The sequence below is a fragment of the Histidinibacterium aquaticum genome, assembly GCF_008710275.1.
GTDB classification, from domain to species: Bacteria; Pseudomonadota; Alphaproteobacteria; order Rhodobacterales; family Rhodobacteraceae; genus Oceanicola; species Oceanicola aquaticus.
In genome coordinates, this window is record NZ_VYQE01000002.1 from 279,337 (window position 1) to 297,425 (window position 18,089).

Below are 18,089 nucleotides of genomic sequence, written 5' to 3' on the forward strand. Positions count from 1 at the left end.
CGCGCTACTCCTTCGCGATCGCGTCGAGGATGCGCGCCCAGGAGCGGATGCCGCGATGGAAGCTCGAGAGGTGGTACTTTTCGTTCGGGCTGTGGATCGCGTCGTCGTCCCGGCCGAAGCCGATCAGCATCGAATCGGTGTCGAGCACCGACTTGATGTAGCCCGCCACGGGGATCGAGCCGCCGCTGCCGATGAAGGCGGCGGGGTTCGGCCATTCCTCGCTGAGCGCCTGTCGGGCGGCCTCGAAGGCGGGGTTCTCGGTCGACATGACGGAGGCGGGCGAGGCGCCGTGGTCGTGCCACTCGGCGGTGCAGTCGGGCGGCAGCATCTCCTCGACCATCGCGCGGAAGCTCTTGCGGATGGCGTGGGGGTCCTGCTGGCCGACGAGCCGGAAGCTGACCTTGGCGGTGGCCTTGGACGGCAGGACCGTCTTGAAGCCGTCGCCGGTGTAGCCGCCGGTGATGCCGTTGATCTCGCAGGTCGGCCGCGCCCAGATCATCTCGAGCGGCGTGCGGTCCGTCTCGCCCGCGGGACGCGAGAGGCCGACGGCCCCCAGGAACCCGTCGGAATCGAAGCTCAGCCCCTCCCACTGCGCCTTGATCTCGTCCGAGAGCTCGGGAACGCCGTCGTAGAAGCCGGGGACCGTGACACGACCGTCGTCATCGTGCAGCGAGGCGAGGATCTTCGACAGCACCCGGATCGGGTTCATCGCCGGCCCGCCGTACATCCCGGAGTGCAGGTCGCGGTCGGGGCCGGTGATCGTCAACTCCTCGCCCAGCAGGCCGCGGAGCATGGTGGTGATGCCGGGCGTCTGCGGGTCGTAGAGGCCGGTGTCGCAGATCAGCGCGAGGTCCGATTTCAGCTCCTCGGCGTTCTCCTTCATCCAGGGCACGAGCGAGGGAGAGCCGGATTCCTCCTCGCCCTCGAAGAACATGGTGACACGGCAGGGCAGGGAGCCGTTCACCGCCACCCAGGCCCGGCAGGCCTCGACGAAGGTCATGAGCTGGCCCTTGTCGTCGGCCGAGCCCCGCCCGCGGATGACCTTGCCGTCGGCGGTTTCCTCGACGGCCGGATCGAAGGGGTCGCGGTTCCAGAGGTTCAGCGGGTCCACCGGCTGAACGTCGTAGTGCCCGTAGAACAGCAGGTGACGCCCGCCCTCGCCGCCGTGGCCGGTGACCATGGGATGACCTGGCGTCGGGCGGCTCGCCGCGTCGAAGCCCATGGAGGCCAGGTCCTCGACCAGCCAGTCGGCGGCCCTGGCGCAATCCGCCTTATAGGCGGGATCGGTCGAGATGGAGGGGATGCGCAGCAGCGCCAGCAGCCGTTCAAGCGAGTCGTCGAGATCGGCGTCGATGCGGGCGAGAACCTGATCGAGGGACATGGGAACTCCGGTCGTTGGATTTGTGCGCGACGGTATCAGCCGGGGGACCGGTGTCCAGCGGCCTCGGTTTGACCTGCATCAATGCCGCCTCCCGCCGGGACCGGTAGGCGAGAAGGCAGGCCGACGACCCGGTTCGCAGCGGACCACTATCGGAAACTCCCGGACCGGAATCCGCTAGGGTGCGACATCCGGCGAAGGGCGAGGCGGTTGTTTGATGGAAGAGGGGCCTATATGACCCTTGGAAGAGTTCTAAGAAGGACGGAACGGTGACGGATTACGCGGCGCATCTGGACCTGGCCATCGCGAAGCTGCACGAGGAGGGCCGGTACCGGACCTTCATCGACATCGAGCGCAAGCGGGGACAGTTCCCCCACGCCACATGGCGCCGCCCCGATGGCACCGAGCAGCCGATCACCGTTTGGTGCGGCAATGACTATCTCGGCATGGGCCAGCACCCCGTCGTGCTCGCCGCGATGCACGAGGCCATCGAGGCGACTGGAGCGGGCTCCGGCGGCACGCGCAACATCTCGGGGACGACCGTCTATCACAAGCGGCTCGAGGCCGAGCTGGCCGATCTGCACGGCAAGGAAGCCGCGCTGCTCTTCACCTCGGCCTATATCGCGAACGACGCGACGCTCTCGACCCTGCCGAAGCTCTTTCCCGGGCTGATCATCTATTCCGACGCGCTGAACCACGCCTCGATGATCGAGGGCATCCGCCGCAACGGCGGGCAGAAGCGCATCTTCCGCCACAACGACGTGGCCCACCTGCGCGAACTGCTGGAGGCCGACGATCCCGCCGCGCCCAAGCTCATCGCCTTCGAGTCGGTCTACTCGATGGACGGCGACTTCGGCCCGATCGAGGAGATCTGCGACCTTGCGGACGAATTCGGCGCGCTGACCTATCTCGACGAGGTCCATGCCGTCGGCATGTACGGCCCTCGCGGCGGCGGCGTGGCCGAGCGGGACCGGCTCATGCACCGGCTCGACATCATCAACGGGACGCTGGGCAAGGCCTTCGGCGTGATGGGCGGCTACATCGCCACCTCGGCCCGCATGGCGGACGCCGTGCGCTCCTACGCGCCCGGCTTCATTTTCACCACCTCGCTGCCCCCCACCGTGGCGGCCGGCGCGGCGGCCAGTGTCGCACATCTCAAGCGTGACCAGTCGATCCGCGACGCGCACCAGACACAGGCCTCGATCCTCAAGACCCGGCTCAAGGGGCTCGGGCTGCCGATCATCGATCACGGCAGCCACATCGTGCCTCTGATCGTCGGCGATCCGGTCCACACGAAGAAGATCAGCGACATGCTGCTGGGCGAGTACGGCATCTACGTGCAGCCCATCAACTTCCCGACCGTCCCGCGCGGCACGGAGCGGCTGCGCTTCACCCCCTCGCCGGTTCACGGACCGCGTGAAATGGATGCACTCGTGCACGGTCTCGACCGTCTCTGGTCGCATTGTGCGCTTAATCGTGCCGAGTTGGCCGGCTAACCGTCATAGGCGGGTGCACCTGCGATCACGGCTGTGCTAACACCGTATTAATCTGCGGTGACCGAGTCGGCGCTGACGGATGGAGTGGGGCAGGACGAAAACGGGTCGACGCATGATCGGGCGCATCTCAAAGCGCGAGTCTGACGTCACGGTCGAAGAACCTTCGGGCTTCGACGCATTCGACCTGCGCCTCGGCGACCTGATGCGGGGCGAGCGCGCGACGCTCGGCAAGAGCCTGCTGGACGTGCAGCGCGAGCTCAAGATCAAGGCCGCCTACATCGCCGCCATCGAGAACGCCGACCCCTCAGCCTTCGAGACGCCGGGCTTCATCGCGGGCTACGTCCGTTCCTATGCCCGTTACCTCGGCATGGATCCCGAGTGGGCCTTCGACACCTTCTGCCGCGAGAGCGGGTTCGAAACGGCGCACGGCATGTCGCCGGCCGCCTCCGCCGCCAAGCCCAAGCGGGTCGAGCGGGCGCCGGTGGGCGACGACATCTTCGCCGCACCCTCGACGCCCTTCGTGCCCTCGGGCGAGGCCTTCTTCTCGCGCGTCGAGCCGGGGGCCGTCGGCTCCGTGCTGGTGCTGGTCGCCCTGATCGGCGGCCTGGGCTACGGCGGTCTCAGCGTTCTCAAGGAAGTGCAGAAGGTGCAGTTCGCGCCGGTCGAAGAAGCACCGACCGTCGTCGCCGACCTCGATCCGCTCGCCGGTGGCGGGTCCGCCGGCGGCTCCGGTGCCTCCGCGAACGCCTCGAACGGCGGCTTCGCCGCGCCGAGCGCCGAGGCGCTCGACCGCCTCTACCGTCCGCAGGCCCTCGACGTGCCGGTCATGGTTGCCCGCGACGGGCCGATCTCCACGCTCAGCCCGGCCTCGGTCGGGGCGCTCAGCCCCGAGGTCGAAACCTCCGCGCCGCGGTCCCTTCGTGCCGGCCTCGGCGCGACGCCGAATTCCGCCTATGGCAGTGAGCCCGAACCGACCACCGTCGCCGAGGCTCCGCCGCTGCCCGGCACGCCGGGAGAGGCCTCGCCCTCGGGCGTCCAGGTCACCGAAGAGCCGACGCCCGCCGTTCAGCTCGTCGCCGTGCGCCCGGCCTGGGTCCGGGTCACCAGCCCGGACGGGACCACCCTCTACGAGCGGACCATGGGCGCGGGGGATACCTTCACGGTTCCGCAGACCGAGGAACCTGCGACCCTGCGCATCGGCGAAAGCGGCGCGGTCTACTTCGCCGTCAACGGCGACCACTACGGCCCCGTCGGCCCGAACGGCTCGGTCAGCTCGAACGTGGCTCTCTCCGCCGGGGCTCTCACCGACCGCTACGAGGTGGCGGACCTTTCCGCCGACGCCGACCTGGCCGAGGTGGTGCGCGTGGCCGAGCTTCAGCAGGCCGCGCCCGTCGAGGAGCCCGTGGCGTCGGAGTGACGCGGCGCATTGCCGGGACGCCCATCCGCCCATAGGTTGCGGTCAAGAATTCAGCCAATCCCGAGGGGAGCGCAGGCATGTCGCTCAATCACGTCCGTCCGTGGCGCAACATCTATCGGCGCAAGAGCCGCCAAATCATGGTGGGCAACGTGGCCGTCGGCGGCGACGCGCCGATCTCGGTGCAGACCATGACTAACACGCTGACGACGGACGTCAGGGCGACGGTGGAGCAGATCCAGGCCGCCGCCGAGGCCGGCGCCGACATCGTGCGCGTCTCGGTGCCCGACGAGGCCTCGTCGAAGGCGTTGAAGGAGATCGTGCCCGAAAGCCCGGTGCCGATCGTCGCGGACATCCACTTCCACTACAAGCGCGGCATCGAGAGCGCCGAGGCGGGCGCCGCCTGCCTGCGCATCAACCCCGGCAACATCGGCGACGAGAAGCGCGTGCGCGAGGTTATCGCGGCGGCGCGCGACCACGGCTGCTCGATGCGGATCGGCGTCAACGCGGGGTCACTCGAGCGGCACCTGCTGGAGAAGTACGGCGAGCCCTGTCCCGAGGCCATGGTCGAGAGCGCGCTCGAGCATATCCGCATTCTCGAGGACAACGACTTCCACGAGTTCAAGATCTCGGTGAAGGCCTCCGACGTCTTCCTCGCCGCGGCGGCCTACCAGGGAATCGCCGATGCGACCGACAAGCCCATCCACCTCGGGATCACCGAGGCTGGCGGACTCATGTCCGGCACGATCAAGAGCGCGATCGGCCTCGGCAACCTGCTCTGGATGGGGATCGGCGACACCGTCCGCGTCTCGCTCTCGGCCGACCCGGTGGAAGAGGTCCGCGTGGGATACGAAATCCTGAAATCGCTGGGACTGCGGCACCGCGGGGTCAACATCATCTCGTGCCCCTCCTGCGCGCGGCAGGGCTTCGACGTCATCAAAACGGTCGAAATCCTCGAGGATCGGCTGGCTCACATCAAAACGCCAATGAGTCTCAGCATCATCGGCTGCGTGGTGAACGGTCCCGGCGAGGCGCTGATGACCGACGTGGGCTTCACCGGCGGCGGGCAGGGCCGCGGCATGGTCTACCTCGCGGGGGCCAAGAGCCACGCGATGTCGAACGACCAGATGATCGATCACATCGTCGAGCAGGTCGAACAGAAGGCGGCCGAGCTGGAAGCCTCGAAGGAAGCGGCCGAATAAAACCCATTAATCTTCTCGGGTTTCTCGGCTAACCTCGTCGCGGAGTTCGGGCGAGGGCCGGGGAGTACGACCCAGTGCAGACAGCAGATCCCCTTGGGAGGGATGCCGTCGACATTCGCGCGTACAAGCGGATGGACGGGGCGGACAATCCCGAGCTCACGCTGCGGTTCGTCATCGTCGCCGGATGCGCCGGTGCGCTGGCTCTGGGTCTCTCTAGCTACGTCATCCTTGGCATTGCGGCGGCCTATCTCGTCCTCGCCGCGATCTACGCCCGGGCGCTGAACGCCCTGCCGGATCGCGCGGCCCCCGGGCGCTGGCGCCCCGTGCGGTGGCTGGGCCTTGCGACCGACCTCATCTTCTACGGCGGCATCCTCTACCTCTGGATTCAGCCCGTTCCCCTTGGCGAATACACCGCGCTTCTGCTGCTGCTGATGACCGGCACCAGCACAGCCGTGGTCCGCGCCTCGGACAGCGCGCGCAAGATCGGCGACCTGTCCGGACACATCCTGACCGGGCTCGCCATGCTCGGGGCCGAGATCTATCGCTCCCAGCCGACCTACCTGGGGCTCTCCTTCGGCGTCGTCCTCGTCGTCATGGCGCTCTACGTCATCCTGATCGCCCGGAAGGTCGCGCGCTACCGGTCCGAGCGCGAAACCGCGCGACGCGCCCAGGTCGAGGCGGAGAAGGACCGTCTGCTCGGGCAGCTCACCGGCGGCATCGCGCATGACTTCAACAACCAGGTGACGGCCATCCTCGGCAACCTCGAACTGTCGCGGGTTCTCACAGACGAGTGCGAGAAAGGCCGCGCCATCGCCGAGGCCGAGGCGGCGGCGCAGCGCGTGGCCCGGCTTACCTCGGACCTGCTGGCCTATTCCCGACGTTCGATGCTCCGGCCCGCCCGGGTGGACCCGGGGAGGATCGCGCGCGAGGTCGCCGACCTCGCGCGGCAGGACAGCAGGACCGGGCTGACGCTGGAACTGGAGACGGACCTACCATCTCTGATGGCGGACGCGGGTTACCTCCGCGCGGCGCTGCTCCACCTGCTGGCCAATGCGGAGGAGGCGAGCGCGGGCAAGGGCGCTGACGTCGAGCTGTCGGTCCGTCGCAGCGAGGCCCTCGGCCGGGACGGCGTCACGTTCTCCGTGACCGACCAAGGCACCGGCATGTCGCAGGAGGTGCGGGCGCGCGCGACCGAGCCCTTCTTCACGACCAAGCCGCAGGGGCACGGGCTCGGGCTGTCCATGGCGGAGGGCTTTGCCCGCCAATCGGGCGGTCGGCTCGAGATCGTCTGGGCAGAGGGTGAGGGCACCGAGGTGCGCCTCCACCTCCCGCTGGAGCGGTAGCCGGCCGCTGAGCGTCAGCCGCGCTCGTCGCGGGCGGCTTCCACCAGGCGTTCCATCTGCGCGAGCGGCACGTAGCCGCGGAGCATCTGGTCCTCCAGCACGAAGGTCGGCGTGCCGGTGATCTGCAGTTCTTCGGCGAGCGCCCGGTTCTCGGAGATGACCTCGGCCACCTCTTCGGACTCCATCCGCTCGAAGATCGGCTGCGGATCGAGGCCGAAGCCCTCCGCGAGCCGCTGCAGGTTCTCCTCGTTCGCCTCGCCGCGAAGGGTGATGAGCGCGTCGTGGATGTCCTTGTAGATCGCGTCGCCGTGGATCTGCTTCACCGCGATGGCGAACTGGGAGCTCTTGGTCGAGTCCTCGCCGAGGATCGGGAATTCCTTGAGGATCAGGCGGATGTTTCCGTCGGCCGCGATGAGCTCCTCGACCTCGGGGTAGGCCCGGCGGCAATAGCCGCAGCGGTAGTCGATGAACTCGACGAGCGTGACGTCGCCCTCGGGATTGCCGCCGACCCAGGAGTGCCCGTCGTCGTGCAGGGCCTCCATGTTCGACAGCGCGAGATTGCGGTCGGCCTCCGCCTGCGCTTCGGCCTCGCGCTGCTCGAGGACGCCGATGGCCTCCATCAGCACCTCGGGATTCTCGAGGAGGTAGGAGCGGACCGCGTCTCCGAAAGCCTCGCGATCGGCCTCGCTCATGTCCTGGAACTGCTGCGCCGCCGCGGGAGCGGCGAGCCCCGCGGTCAGCACGAGGGCGGCGAGGGTGCGTGTCATCTTTGTCTCCCGGGGCGATGGCCTGCTCGTTGTGCTGCACCTCCCGGCGCATGGCGTCAACCGCCGCGCGACGTGATCGCATCCCGCCACATGACCGATTGACCTTCCATACCCGGGCTTGGCAGATCGGGGCGAGCATAGGGGGCAGGTCATGCGAACATCAAGGCGGGGCGCCGTCGATCCCTTCATCGTGATGGACGTCGTCGAGGCGGCCCAGGCGGCAGAGGCGGCGGGCCGGCACATCGTCCACATGGAAATCGGCCAACCCGGCACGGGGGCGCCGCGCGCCGCGCTCGACCGGCTGGCCGAGGACATGCGCGAGAGCCCGCTCGGCTATTCCGGCTCGCTGGGCCTGCCCGAGCTGCGCGCCCGGATCGCCCGCCACTACGGCGAGTGGTATGACTTGGACCTCGACCCCTCCCGGGTCATCGTGACCGCAGGGGCCTCCGGGGCCTTCGTGCTGGCCTTCTCGGCGCTTTTCGACACCGGCGCGCGCGTAGGGTTGGGCGAGCCCTGCTATCCCTCCTACCGGCAGATCCTGAGCGCGCTGGGGATGGAGCCGGTGGCTTTCCCGACTTCCCTCGACGCCCGCTTCCAGCCGGTCCCCTCTGACCTCGACGGCCTCGACCTCGACGGGCTGATCGTCGCCTCGCCCGCCAATCCCTCGGGCACGGCCCTCGGACGGCAGGAGCTCTCGGACCTGTCCGAGACCTGCGACGCCCGGGGGGTCAGCCTGATCTCCGACGAGATATACCACGGGCTCGGCTATTCCGGCCGGTCGGTCAGCGCGCTCGAGGTGACCGACGAGGTCGTGGTCATCAACTCCTTCTCCAAGTATTTCGCCATGACCGGCTGGCGCGTGGGCTGGATGGTCGTGCCCGAGGCGCTGGCGCGGACCATCGAGCGGCTGGCGCAGAACCTCTTCATCTGCGCGCCCCACGCCGGTCAGCGGCTGGCGCTGCACGCGATGGATTGCACCGGGGAGCTCGAGGAGATGAAGGCCGTCTATGCCCGCAACCGGGAGCTGCTGCTCGAGGGCCTGCCGAAGGCGGGGCTGCCCGCGATCGCGCCGCCGGACGGGGCCTTTTACGTCTATGCCGACGTGAGCGAGGTGACCGACGACAGCCGCGAGCTCGCCCGCCGCCTGCTGGACGAAGCCGGGGTGGCGGTCGCCCCCGGCGCGGACTTCGACCGGGGACGGGGTGATCGCTGGCTGCGGTTCTCCTATTCCGCGGCGACCTCCGACATCGAGGAGGGGCTGGTGCGGATCGCCCGCTTCATGGGCCGGGCATGAGGACGCTTCTGACGCTCTGCCTCCTGCTCTGGACCGGCGTCGCCGCGGCGCAGGACTTCACCGCGCTCGCGAGGCTCGATCCCGCCGCGAGCGGGGTGCGCGATGCGGGGGAGGGGCTCGAGATCGATCTGGCACTGAGCCAGCCGGTGCCCTGGCGGGTCTTCACCCTCGATGAACCCCGGCGTCTCGTGCTCGATTTCCGCGAGGTGGACTGGCAGGGCGCGGGCGCCTCGGACCTGCTCTCCGGCGAACGGGCGGAGGGGCTGCGCCTGGGGACCTACGCGCCCGGCTGGAGCCGGATGGTCGTCGACCTGGCCGCACCGCAGGAGGTCGCCGAGGCGGGCATGCGGACCGATGCCGAAACCGGCCGCGCCCGGGTGCGCGTGACGCTGGCCCCGACGACCGCGGAGGCCTTCGCGGCGAGCTCGGGCGCGCCCGACGAGGCGCCGCTCTGGCAGCGCGAGGCGGCCTCGGTGCCTTCGGTGAGCGCCGACGACGGGGTCATCGTGGTCGCGATCGATCCCGGGCACGGGGGCGTCGATCCAGGGGCCATGGCCGGCGGCGTCTCGGAAGCGGATCTCATGCTGCAGCTCTCTCTCGAACTCGCCGAGGCGGTGGCCCGGGCGGGCATGGTTCCGGTGCTGACGCGGGCGGAGGACGACTTCGTGCCCCTCGGCACCCGCATGTCCATCGCGAGGGAGGCAGGGGCGGACCTGCTGCTGTCGCTCCACGCCGACGCGCTGGAGGGGGCGCAGGCGACGGGGGCCTCGATCTACACCCTCGCCGAGGCCGGCCAGGACCGCGCCGCGGAACGGCTCGCAGAGCGGCACGGTCGGGGAGACCTGCTGGGCGGGCTCGATCTCTCGGGGCAGGACGACCGCGTGGCGGGCGTGCTCATGGACCTCGCGCGGCTCGAGACGGCCCCGGAGGGCGAGCGGCTGGCGGCGGCCCTTGTGGAGGGGCTGCGCGGGACCGGTGCCCGGCTGAATTCCCGGCCCCGGCGCGAGGCGGTGCTGGCGGTGCTGCAGGCCGCGGATTTCCCCTCGGTGCTGGTCGAGGCGGGGTTCCTCTCGAACCCCGAGGACCGCGCCAGGCTGGCGACGCCCCAGGGCCGCGGACCGATCGTCTCCGGCATCGTGCGTGGCATCGAGGCCTGGGCCGCCGAGGAGGCCGCGCGGGCCCCCCTGCGCCGGCGCTGAGGCGGCGTCCAAATTTGGACGGGGTGCGAAGGTGCTGGGATATAATGAGAAATTCGGTCGCGCCTTGATCCTCGCGGAGCGCCTGCGGCGCGCTTGGCAAGCCCGCTCCCGCCGGGGCGGGATCGGGCGGTCCGAGGGGCTCTGCCCCTCTGCGCCTCCGGTGGAGGCGCATTCACCCCGCGATACATCCAGACGATGAAGGGCCGTGAGAGGCCTCGGGCCTTGCGCCCGGGGGACCGGCGGGACAAGGAGAGCCCATGGCGGACTGGCCCGAGAACCCCCATCCCCTCGACCCGGCCCTGGGCGGCGACGCCTCGGCGTTCCAGGCGCACCTGGGCTACCGGCTGACCGGCTGGGGGCCGGACTATGCCCGCTTCGAGATCGAACTGACCGAGGCCCTCGGTAACCGGGCGGGGCACCTGCACGGGGGCGTCTATGCCTCGATGCTGGATTCCGCCCAAGGCTACGCCAGCGCCTGGAGCGGCGACCCGGCCCGCAGGATCCGCACGGCGACCCTGAGCCTCACCGTGAACTTCCTGACGCCGGCGCGCGGGACGCGGGCCATGGCCGAAGGCCGGGTGGCGTCAGCCGCGGCGGCGGGCGAGCCACACGGTGTGGCCGCCGCAATCGGGATCCTCCGGCACGTAGGCGAGGGTATCGAAGCCCGCGCCGTCGAGCAGGGTCCGGTATTCGCCGGGATCGAGGCTGGCGTGGTAGACCTTTTCGCCCGCGACCTCTCCCCAGGCCTCCCCGGCGCGATGGCCCGAGGTGAACATGAGCGCCGCCCGCGGCGCGGCATGGGTCGCGAAGACGAGAAACATCGCCCGCTGGGTGTCGGGGTCGAGGTGGAAGACGGAATCCCAGGCCAGGATGCCGTCGAAGCGCTCGCGCAGGTCGAGCCCGCGCATGTCGGCCTCGACGGTGCGGCCGCCGGGGACGTGCTCGCGGAACTGCTCGAGCAGCTCCGGCGCGGTGTCGACGCCGGTCACATGGGCGCCGCGCTCGGCGAGGTAGGCGGCGAGCGGCCGGCCCGAGCCGCAGCCCAGGTCCAGCACGCTGTGGTGGGTGCCGCTGGTGGGCAGATGCGCGCGGAAGCGGTCGAGCCAGCCCTTCTCGAAGAGCCGGCGGGAACGGGTGCGGGCCCACTCCGGGCCGACGCGGCGATAGAGCTCGATGATGTCTTCGGGTGTCATGGCGACGCTGTCGCGCGGCATCGGGCGGTCCGCAAGGGGGCACAAAGAGGTGATCGACCGGGCGGCACGAAATGGCTCAGGAGGGGCTCGGGGCTTTTGACCGGGGGGGACGGTCTGTCTATAAGCGGGCTCTGACGGTCCGGCCCCGGAGAGCCCCTTGATCCTGCGTCCCATTTTCAACTTCCTCGGCGCGATTTTTTCGATGATCGTGCTCGGCGTCTTCATGGCCGGGCTGACCATCGGCGCGGTCTTCTACATGTACGGGCGCGACCTGCCGTCCTACGAGACGCTGGCCAGCTACACGCCCAAGACGATCAGCCGGATCTACAACCCCGAGGGGCAGATCATCGACGAGTTCGCCACCGAGCGGCGCCTCTTCACGCCGGCCGAGGAGATTCCCGAGCTGGTGAAGGCGGCCTTCATCTCGGCCGAGGACAAGAACTTCTACACGCACTCGGGCTACGACATCCGGGGCATGGCCGTGGCCTTCTACGACGCGGTGCGGACGCGGGGCGAGAACCTGCGCGGCGCCTCGACCATCACCCAGCAGGTGATGAAGAACTTCCTTCTGTCCTCGGACCGCACGGCGGAGCGCAAGATCAAGGAGATCATCCTCGCCGCGCGCATGGAGGAGAGCATGTCGAAGGAGCGCATCCTCGAGCTCTACCTCAACGAGATCTTCCTCGGGCAGAACTCCTACGGCGTGACGGCGGCGGCGCAGACCTACTTCAACAAGTCACTGGACGAGCTGACAGCGGGCGAGGCGGCCTACCTCGCGGCGCTGCCCAAGGCGCCGTCGAACCGGCACCCGGTCCGCGACTACGAGACGGCCGTCTTCTGGCGCGACAACACCCTGCGCGAGATGTACGAGAACGGCTACATCGACGAGGCGACCTACCAGGCCGAGCGCGAGGCGCCGCTGCGCACGGTGCAGAACGGCGACTACGACAGCTTCCGCTCCGACCTGCCGGAGCGTGACTACTTCACCGACGAGATCCGCCGGCAGCTCTCTGTCGACTTCGGCGAGGAGGAGTTCTTCTCGGGCGGGCTCTCGATCCGGGCGACGATCGACCCGGAGATGCAGGCGGAGGCGACCGAGTCCCTGCGGATCGCGCTGGAGGACTACGACCGCTCGCTGGGCCGCTGGCGCGGCACCGGCAAGACCATCCCCCAGGAGGCGCTCGGCTCGGAGGCGGACTGGCGCGCGGCGCTGGCCGATACCAACGTGGCGCGGGACATCGTGCTCGGGAACCCCTGGATCCCGGCGGTGGTGCTCGACCGGCGGGACCAGGAGATGATCGTGGGGGTCGAGGGCGTCGAGGGCACCGTCTCGGTGCCGCGCGAGGACATCGCCTGGCTGCCCGGCGACTTCTACGAGGAGTTCGAGCTCGGCGACGTCGTGCATGTGCGGCGGATGACCTCGGACGAGGACGGCTCGCTCCTGCGCTGGAGCCTGCGGCAGGTGCCGCGGGTGCAGGGCGCCTTCATGGCCATGGACGTGAACACCGGCCGCGTGATCGCGATGCAGGGCGGCTTCTCCTACCAGCACTCGGTCTTCAACCGCGCGACGCAGGCGCAGCGGCAGCCTGGCTCGGCCTTCAAGCCCTTCGTCTACGCCGCGGCGCTGGACTCCGGCTACACGCCGGCCACGATCATCGTGGACGCCCCGATCGAGATCAACACGCCGCAGGGTCTCTGGCGGCCTCAGAACGCCTCGAACCAGTACTACGGCCCGACGCCCCTGCGGACGGGGATCGAGCGGTCGCGGAACCTGATGACCATCCGCCTCGCACAGGAAGTGGGGATCGACGTCGTGGCGCAGTACGCCGAGCGGTTCGGCGTCTACGACAACATGTCCCAGGTGCTCTCGACGGCACTCGGCGCGGACGAGACGACGCTCTACAAGATCGTCGCCGCCTACGCGATGTTCGCCAACGGCGGCGAGCGGGTGGAGCCGACGCTCGTCGACCGGGTGCAGGACCGCTACGGGCGCACCGTCTACCGGCACGACCAGCGCTCCTGCGTCGACTGTACCGTCGCGAGCCTGCCGCAGGGCGAGGCGCCGACGATCACCTCGAGCCGCGAGCGGATCATCAACCACATCACCGCCTACCAGCTGACATCGATGATGCAGGGCGTCGTCGAGCGCGGGACGGCGAGCCGGACCGTGAACCTGCCGGTGCCCACCGCGGGCAAGACCGGCACGACCAACGATGCCAAGGACGTCTGGTTCGTGGGTTTCACCTCGAACATCGTCGCGGGCTGCTACATCGGCTACGACACGCCGCGCTCGCTGGGCAGTGGTGCGTCGGGCGGCGGAATGTGCGGGCCCGTGTTCCAGCGCTTCATGGAGCAGGCGGTCGAGCGCTATGGCGGCGGGGAGTTCGAGGCGCCGGAAGACTGCCAGTGGATCAACATCGACCGCTTCTCGGGCGCGCGGCTGCCGGCAGGCGCCTCGGGCGGCAACGTGGTCCGCGAGTGTTTCCGTCCGGGCGAGGAGCCGCTCTTCGGCATCACCTTCGACGGCGGCTTCGCCATGGCCGGCGACCTGCCGCTGGTGGACGAGGTGGCGAGCGGCCAGCGCGGCTCGCGTTCCGTCACCACCTCGACCGGCGAGACGGTGAACGTCGGACCGCGGGCGAGCTTCGGCACGCTGTCCTCCGGCGGGCTTTACTGAGATCGGGACCGTGGGTGCGTGCAAGCACGCACCCTACGCCGGGAGGGCGGGCCGCCACCGGCTTGTGACCCCATTCCGCCTTCGGTATCAGGGCGGCCAGACCGCAACGAGGACAGACATGCGCGCCGAAGCCCAAACCAACGTCGAGGCCATCGAGAAGTCGCTCGCGCTCCTGGCGCAGCGGATGGACCGCGAGACGGCGCAGCACCGCCTCGAGGAGTTCAACGCGCGGGTCGAGGACCCGACGCTCTGGGACGATCCTGCCGCGGCGCAGAAGCTCATGCGCGACCGGCAGTCGCTGGTCGACGCGATGGCGAGCTATGACGCTCTCCAGCGCGAACTGAACGACAACGTCGAGCTCATCGAGCTGGGCGAAATGGAGGACGACGACGAGGTCGTGGCCGAGGCCGAGGCCGCCCTGCGCCAGCTCAAGGAGCGCGCGGCGCAGAAAGAGCTCGAGGCCCTGCTCGACGGCGAGGCGGACGGGAACGACACCTTCCTCGAGATCAACGCCGGCGCCGGCGGCACGGAGGCCTGCGACTGGGCCCAGATGCTGCAGCGGATGTACGTCCGCTGGGCCGAGAAGCGCGGCTACAAGGTCGAGCTGCAGTCCGAGGAAGCCGGCGGCGAGGCCGGCATCAAGTCCGCAGCCTACAAGATCAGCGGCCCCAACGCCTACGGCTGGCTCAAGTCCGAGAGCGGCGTGCATCGGCTGGTCCGCATCTCGCCCTTCGGCAAGGGAACGCGAGAGACCTCCTTCGCCTCGGTCTGGGTCTACCCGGTCGTCGACGACAACATCGAGATCGAGGTGAACCCGGCCGACATCCGCATCGACACCTTCCGGTCGTCGGGCGCGGGCGGTCAGCACGTCAACACCACCGACTCGGCGGTTCGGATCACCCACGCGCCGACCGGGATCGTCGTCACCTCCTCGGAGAAGTCGCAGCACCAGAACCGCGACATCGCGATGAAGGCGCTGAAATCGCGGCTCTACCAGATGGAGCTGGACCGTCGGACAGCGGATATCAACGCCGCCCATGAGGCCAAGGGCAGCGCCGGCTGGGGCAACCAGATCCGCTCCTACGTCCTGCAGCCCTACCAGATGGTGAAGGACCTGCGGACGGGGGAAGAGACCTCGGACACCTCGGGCGTGCTGGACGGCGACCTCGACCGCTTCATGGCGGCGACGCTCGCTCTCGACGTCTCTGGCAAGTCGCGGGCCGAAGCTCAGGCCGAGGACTGATCCCGCGCGGCGTCCGCTGCGCCGCGATGGACATTATTCCTGACTTCGCTAGTCTGGTACCCGTGGAAGCCGCCGGAACCCGGCGGCGTGACGGGGGCGTCACATGATCCGGACCGAGACGCCGCGCCTCGATGCGCGGTCTGCCCAAGCGGGATGGCGCTGAGGCCATGGGCTGTCGCGTCCATATCATGGGGGCGTCCGGGACGGGCACCACGACGCTCGGCCGGGCACTGGCCGCCTCGCTCCGGGTGCCGCATCTCGATACCGACGACTTCTACTGGAGGCCCACCGATCCGCCCTACACCGACAAGCGTCCGGTGCCGGAGCGGCTCGAACGGATCAGAGCGGCGCAGGGGCGCGGGGGCTGGGTGCTGTCCGGCTCCGCCGACCACTGGGGCGACCCCGTGACCACGACGGCCTGCCTCATCGTCTTTCTGAGGCTCCGCCAGTCGCAGCGACTCCTTCGCCTGAAGCGCCGGGAACAGGCCCGCTTCGGAGACCGGATCGCCCCCGGGGGCGACATGGAGCGGCTGCACCGGGCCTTCCTCGACTGGGCGGTCTCCTACGACGATCCCTACTTCGGCGGACGCAGCCTGCACCGCCACCTGAACTGGCTGTCGATGCAGAGCGCGCCGGTGCTGGAACTGTCGGGCGAGATGCCGACGGAGACGCAGGTCGCGGCCTGCCACGAGGCCATCGCCGTCCACGTCTCCGGCTGAGATCAGTCCCGCCGCAGGCGGATCCCCATGACGGCGACGACCGCCGAGATCGCCGAGAGCGCGGCCGAGGTCCAGGCGACCGAGGCGAAGGCCTCGATCATGGCGCCGACGTGGCCGGGCCTCTCCGACGGGATGCCGTAGCTGGCGGGGCCGCCCGAGGCGGCGTAGGCGCGGGAGACGACCGCCGACATCGCCGCCACCGCGATCAGGCCCGCGATCCGGCTGATCGCGTTGTTGACGCCCGAGGCCGCGCCGGTCTGGTGATCCTCGGCGGAAGTCATGACGGCGGTCGAGATGGGCGCGACAACCATCGACATGCCGAAGCCCGCGAGCGCCATGGGCGGCAGCACCCCGAACCAGAAGTCCCGGGTTTCCACCGCGAAGGTGAGCCAGCCGTAGGCGAGGGCGACGAGTGTCGCGCCGCCGCAGACCACCAGCCCGCCGCCGACGCGCTGCGCCAGACGACCGAAATACCGTGAGAAGAGCATGACGCAGACCGAGATCGGCGCGAAGGCGAAGACGGCGTAGATGGCGGGAATGCCCCATCCCGCGATCACGAGCATCGGCAGGAAGAAGAGGATCGCCGAGAGGCCGAAGTAAAGCGTGAAGGTCACGAAGTTCGCCGCCGAGAAGGTGCCGCTGTTGAAGAGTTCGAGCGGCAGCATCGGGTGATGGCTCCGCCATTCGTGCAGCACGAAGAGAACCAGGCAGAGGGCGCCCGCCGTCGTGACGGCGTAGAAGAGCGGGCCGACCTGGCCGCGCTCCGCGTGGGTCAGCGCCCAGGCGAGCAGGCCGAGCCCCACGCTTGCGAGGCCGGCGCCGACGATGTCCACGGGCTCGCCGGGCTTGGTGTTGTCCTTGCGGATGCCGGCGCGGGTCATCCAGATCGCGAGCACGCCGAGCGGCAGGTTGATCGCGAAGATGTAGCGCCACATGTAGTCGTCGCCCGAGGCCAGCAGCAGCCCGCCGATGACCGGACCCGCCGCCGTGGTGATGGCCGAGGCGGCGGCCCAGGTGCTGATCGCCGCGCCGCGCTCCTCTCGCGGGTAGGCTCTGGAGATGATGGCGAGCGAACCCGGCACCATCAGCGCCGCGCCGCAGCCCTGCGCGAAGCGCGCGACGATCAGGACATCGGGCGAGGGGGCCAGTGCGCAGATGGCGGAGGTGACGACGAAGAGCGCGATGCCCAGGGTGAAGACCTTGGCCAGGCCGAACCGGTCGCCGAAGGCGCCGCCGGTCAGGATCAGCGCCGAGAGCGTCACCATGTAGGCGTTGTTGATCCAGGTGGCGTCTCCCAGCGTGGCGCCGAGGTCGCTCCGGATGGCGGGGATCGCGATCGACACGACTGTGCCGTCGATGAACCCCATGGCAGACGCGAGGATCGCCGCGATCAGGATGAGGCGGCGTTTTTCCGGGACACAGAATCCGGAAACGAAAACAGGCCCCGGGCGGGTCGGGGCCTGTTCAGGGCTTGGCTGATCTTGTGCCAAATTATCCGGCCGTCATGCTCACGACTGGCCGCTGGTCGCGGGCTTCTTCGCCGGTTGCTGGGAGCCGCCGCCCTGCTGGCCGCTGCCGCCGCCGCTCGGCGGGCGCTGCTGGCCGCCGGTGCTGAGCGGATCGTCCTGGCGCTGAACGGAGCCCTCGAAGTGGGCGCCGCTCTCTATGGCGATGGTCTTGTGGATGATGTCGCCCTCGACCCGGGCGGTCGAGGTCAGGCGGACCTTGAGGCCGCGCACCCGACCGATGATCCGGCCGTTGATGACCACGTCGTCGGCGATGCACTCGCCCTTGACGGTCGCGCCCTCGCCGATGGTCAGCAGGTGCGCGCGGATATCACCGTCGACCTGGCCCTCGATCTGGATGTCGCCGGAGGTCTTGAGGTTGCCGGTGACGTGAAGGTCGGCCGAGAGGATCGACGCCGGCGGCTTCGCCTTGGGGGCGGAGGGCTTGTACTCCGGCGCGCTCTGGGTGGCGGGTTTCGAGGTCTCGACGGAGGAGTGGCTCTCGCCGCTCTTCTGAGACGGCTCGTTGATCTTGCTCTTAGAAAACATCTTGTCCGGCCCGTATGTAGATCATGGGATTCACGGGTCGCCCGCCGACGCGCACCTCGTAGTGCAGGTGGGGGCCGGTCGACCGTCCGGAATTGCCAATATCACCGCTG

At 69.4% G+C, this 18,089-nt stretch carries 14 protein-coding genes and 1 pseudogene; 10 read left to right on the top strand and 5 right to left on the bottom strand.

Translation table 11 applies throughout. The features are described from left to right. Positions 1-4: 4 nt before the first annotated feature. The gene (locus tag F3S47_RS06785; RefSeq protein ID WP_150444492.1) at positions 5-1,381 is read right to left on the bottom strand and encodes a M20/M25/M40 family metallo-hydrolase; all 1,377 of its coding nucleotides are present in this window, start codon (positions 1,379-1,381) and stop codon (positions 5-7) included. Positions 1,382-1,647: 266 nt separating this feature from the next. Between F3S47_RS06785 and hemA the strand changes: the two genes are divergently transcribed. The 4 genes from hemA (at position 1,648) to F3S47_RS06805 (ending at position 6,833) form a co-directional block, all read left to right on the top strand. Next, on the top strand, positions 1,648-2,874 hold the full coding sequence (gene hemA, locus F3S47_RS06790; protein WP_150444493.1) for a 5-aminolevulinate synthase: 1,227 nt from the start codon (positions 1,648-1,650) through the stop codon (positions 2,872-2,874). A 112-nt stretch (positions 2,875-2,986) separates the two neighbouring features. Beyond that, entirely contained in the window at positions 2,987-4,291 is a 1,305-nt protein-coding gene (locus F3S47_RS06795; RefSeq protein ID WP_150444494.1) for a helix-turn-helix domain-containing protein, read from the top strand. Between the two features lie 77 nt (positions 4,292-4,368). Further along, a complete protein-coding gene (gene ispG, locus F3S47_RS06800) occupies positions 4,369-5,490 on the top strand; it encodes a flavodoxin-dependent (E)-4-hydroxy-3-methylbut-2-enyl-diphosphate synthase (protein ID WP_150444495.1) in 1,122 nt (373 codons plus the stop codon). 74 nt (positions 5,491-5,564) lie between these two features. Further along, positions 5,565-6,833, top strand: a complete 1,269-nt coding sequence (locus tag F3S47_RS06805; protein ID WP_150444496.1) for a sensor histidine kinase — start codon at positions 5,565-5,567, stop codon at positions 6,831-6,833. Positions 6,834-6,847: 14 nt separating this feature from the next. On the opposite strand, the gene F3S47_RS06810 is transcribed toward F3S47_RS06805, so the two are convergent. After that, positions 6,848-7,600 (bottom strand): DsbA family protein, encoded by a 753-nt coding sequence (locus F3S47_RS06810; RefSeq protein ID WP_150444497.1) that lies wholly within the window; start codon positions 7,598-7,600, stop codon positions 6,848-6,850. 151 nt (positions 7,601-7,751) lie between these two features. On the opposite strand from F3S47_RS06810, the gene F3S47_RS06815 reads away from it, so the two are divergent. From F3S47_RS06815 to F3S47_RS19715, 3 genes and pseudogenes are all read left to right on the top strand, one after another. Next, complete coding sequence (locus tag F3S47_RS06815) at positions 7,752-8,894, top strand: pyridoxal phosphate-dependent aminotransferase (protein ID WP_150444498.1); 1,143 nt, start codon at positions 7,752-7,754, stop codon at positions 8,892-8,894. Beyond that, positions 8,891-10,093, top strand: coding sequence for an N-acetylmuramoyl-L-alanine amidase (locus tag F3S47_RS06820; protein WP_150444499.1), 1,203 nt, complete (start codon positions 8,891-8,893; stop codon positions 10,091-10,093). Before F3S47_RS06815 ends, F3S47_RS06820 begins: the two co-directional genes overlap by 4 nt. 257 nt (positions 10,094-10,350) lie before the next feature. Continuing rightward, positions 10,351-10,668: pseudogene (locus tag F3S47_RS19715) on the top strand (PaaI family thioesterase); the annotation flags it as partial. 9 nt (positions 10,669-10,677) lie between these two features. Here F3S47_RS19715 and F3S47_RS06830 read toward each other — a convergent pair. Then, the gene (locus F3S47_RS06830) at positions 10,678-11,307 is read right to left on the bottom strand and encodes a class I SAM-dependent methyltransferase (protein WP_150444500.1); all 630 of its coding nucleotides are present in this window, start codon (positions 11,305-11,307) and stop codon (positions 10,678-10,680) included. A 181-nt stretch (positions 11,308-11,488) separates the two neighbouring features. On the opposite strand from F3S47_RS06830, the gene F3S47_RS06835 reads away from it, so the two are divergent. From F3S47_RS06835 to F3S47_RS06845, 3 genes are all read left to right on the top strand, one after another. Then, the gene (locus tag F3S47_RS06835; protein WP_396279875.1) at positions 11,489-13,963 is read left to right on the top strand and encodes a penicillin-binding protein 1A; all 2,475 of its coding nucleotides are present in this window, start codon (positions 11,489-11,491) and stop codon (positions 13,961-13,963) included. A gap of 118 nt (positions 13,964-14,081) precedes the next feature. Then, entirely contained in the window at positions 14,082-15,206 is a 1,125-nt protein-coding gene (gene prfB / locus F3S47_RS06840) for a peptide chain release factor 2 (protein WP_150444501.1), read from the top strand. A 167-nt stretch (positions 15,207-15,373) separates the two neighbouring features. Next, positions 15,374-15,925, top strand: coding sequence for a P-loop NTPase family protein (locus F3S47_RS06845; RefSeq protein WP_150444502.1), 552 nt, complete (start codon positions 15,374-15,376; stop codon positions 15,923-15,925). 2 nt (positions 15,926-15,927) lie between these two features. Here F3S47_RS06845 and F3S47_RS06850 read toward each other — a convergent pair whose 3' ends face one another. Beyond that, on the bottom strand, positions 15,928-17,415 hold the full coding sequence (locus tag F3S47_RS06850) for an MFS transporter (RefSeq protein WP_150444503.1): 1,488 nt from the start codon (positions 17,413-17,415) through the stop codon (positions 15,928-15,930). An 18-nt stretch (positions 17,416-17,433) separates the two neighbouring features. After that, positions 17,434-17,979, bottom strand: a complete 546-nt coding sequence (locus F3S47_RS06855) for a bactofilin family protein (RefSeq protein ID WP_150444504.1) — start codon at positions 17,977-17,979, stop codon at positions 17,434-17,436. Between the last annotated feature and the right edge of the window lie 110 nt (positions 17,980-18,089).

What these genes read in the sequence shown, in the direction of transcription:
- F3S47_RS06785 (WP_150444492.1), bottom strand. Translation starts at nt 1,381, where the DNA reads ATGTCCCTCGATCAGGTTCTCGCCCGCATCGACGCCGATCTCGACGAC.
- F3S47_RS06795 (WP_150444494.1), top strand. Translation starts at nt 2,987, where the DNA reads ATGATCGGGCGCATCTCAAAGCGCGAGTCTGACGTCACGGTCGAAGAA.
- ispG (WP_150444495.1), top strand. Translation starts at nt 4,369, where the DNA reads ATGTCGCTCAATCACGTCCGTCCGTGGCGCAACATCTATCGGCGCAAG.
- F3S47_RS06810 (WP_150444497.1), bottom strand. Translation starts at nt 7,600, where the DNA reads ATGACACGCACCCTCGCCGCCCTCGTGCTGACCGCGGGGCTCGCCGCT.
- F3S47_RS06815 (WP_150444498.1), top strand. Translation starts at nt 7,752, where the DNA reads ATGCGAACATCAAGGCGGGGCGCCGTCGATCCCTTCATCGTGATGGAC.
- F3S47_RS06820 (WP_150444499.1), top strand. Translation starts at nt 8,891, where the DNA reads ATGAGGACGCTTCTGACGCTCTGCCTCCTGCTCTGGACCGGCGTCGCC.
- F3S47_RS06830 (WP_150444500.1), bottom strand. Translation starts at nt 11,307, where the DNA reads ATGCCGCGCGACAGCGTCGCCATGACACCCGAAGACATCATCGAGCTC.
- F3S47_RS06835 (WP_396279875.1), top strand. Translation starts at nt 11,489, where the DNA reads ATGATCGTGCTCGGCGTCTTCATGGCCGGGCTGACCATCGGCGCGGTC.
- prfB (WP_150444501.1), top strand. Translation starts at nt 14,082, where the DNA reads ATGCGCGCCGAAGCCCAAACCAACGTCGAGGCCATCGAGAAGTCGCTC.
- F3S47_RS06845 (WP_150444502.1), top strand. Translation starts at nt 15,374, where the DNA reads ATGGGCTGTCGCGTCCATATCATGGGGGCGTCCGGGACGGGCACCACG.
- F3S47_RS06855 (WP_150444504.1), bottom strand. Translation starts at nt 17,979, where the DNA reads ATGTTTTCTAAGAGCAAGATCAACGAGCCGTCTCAGAAGAGCGGCGAG.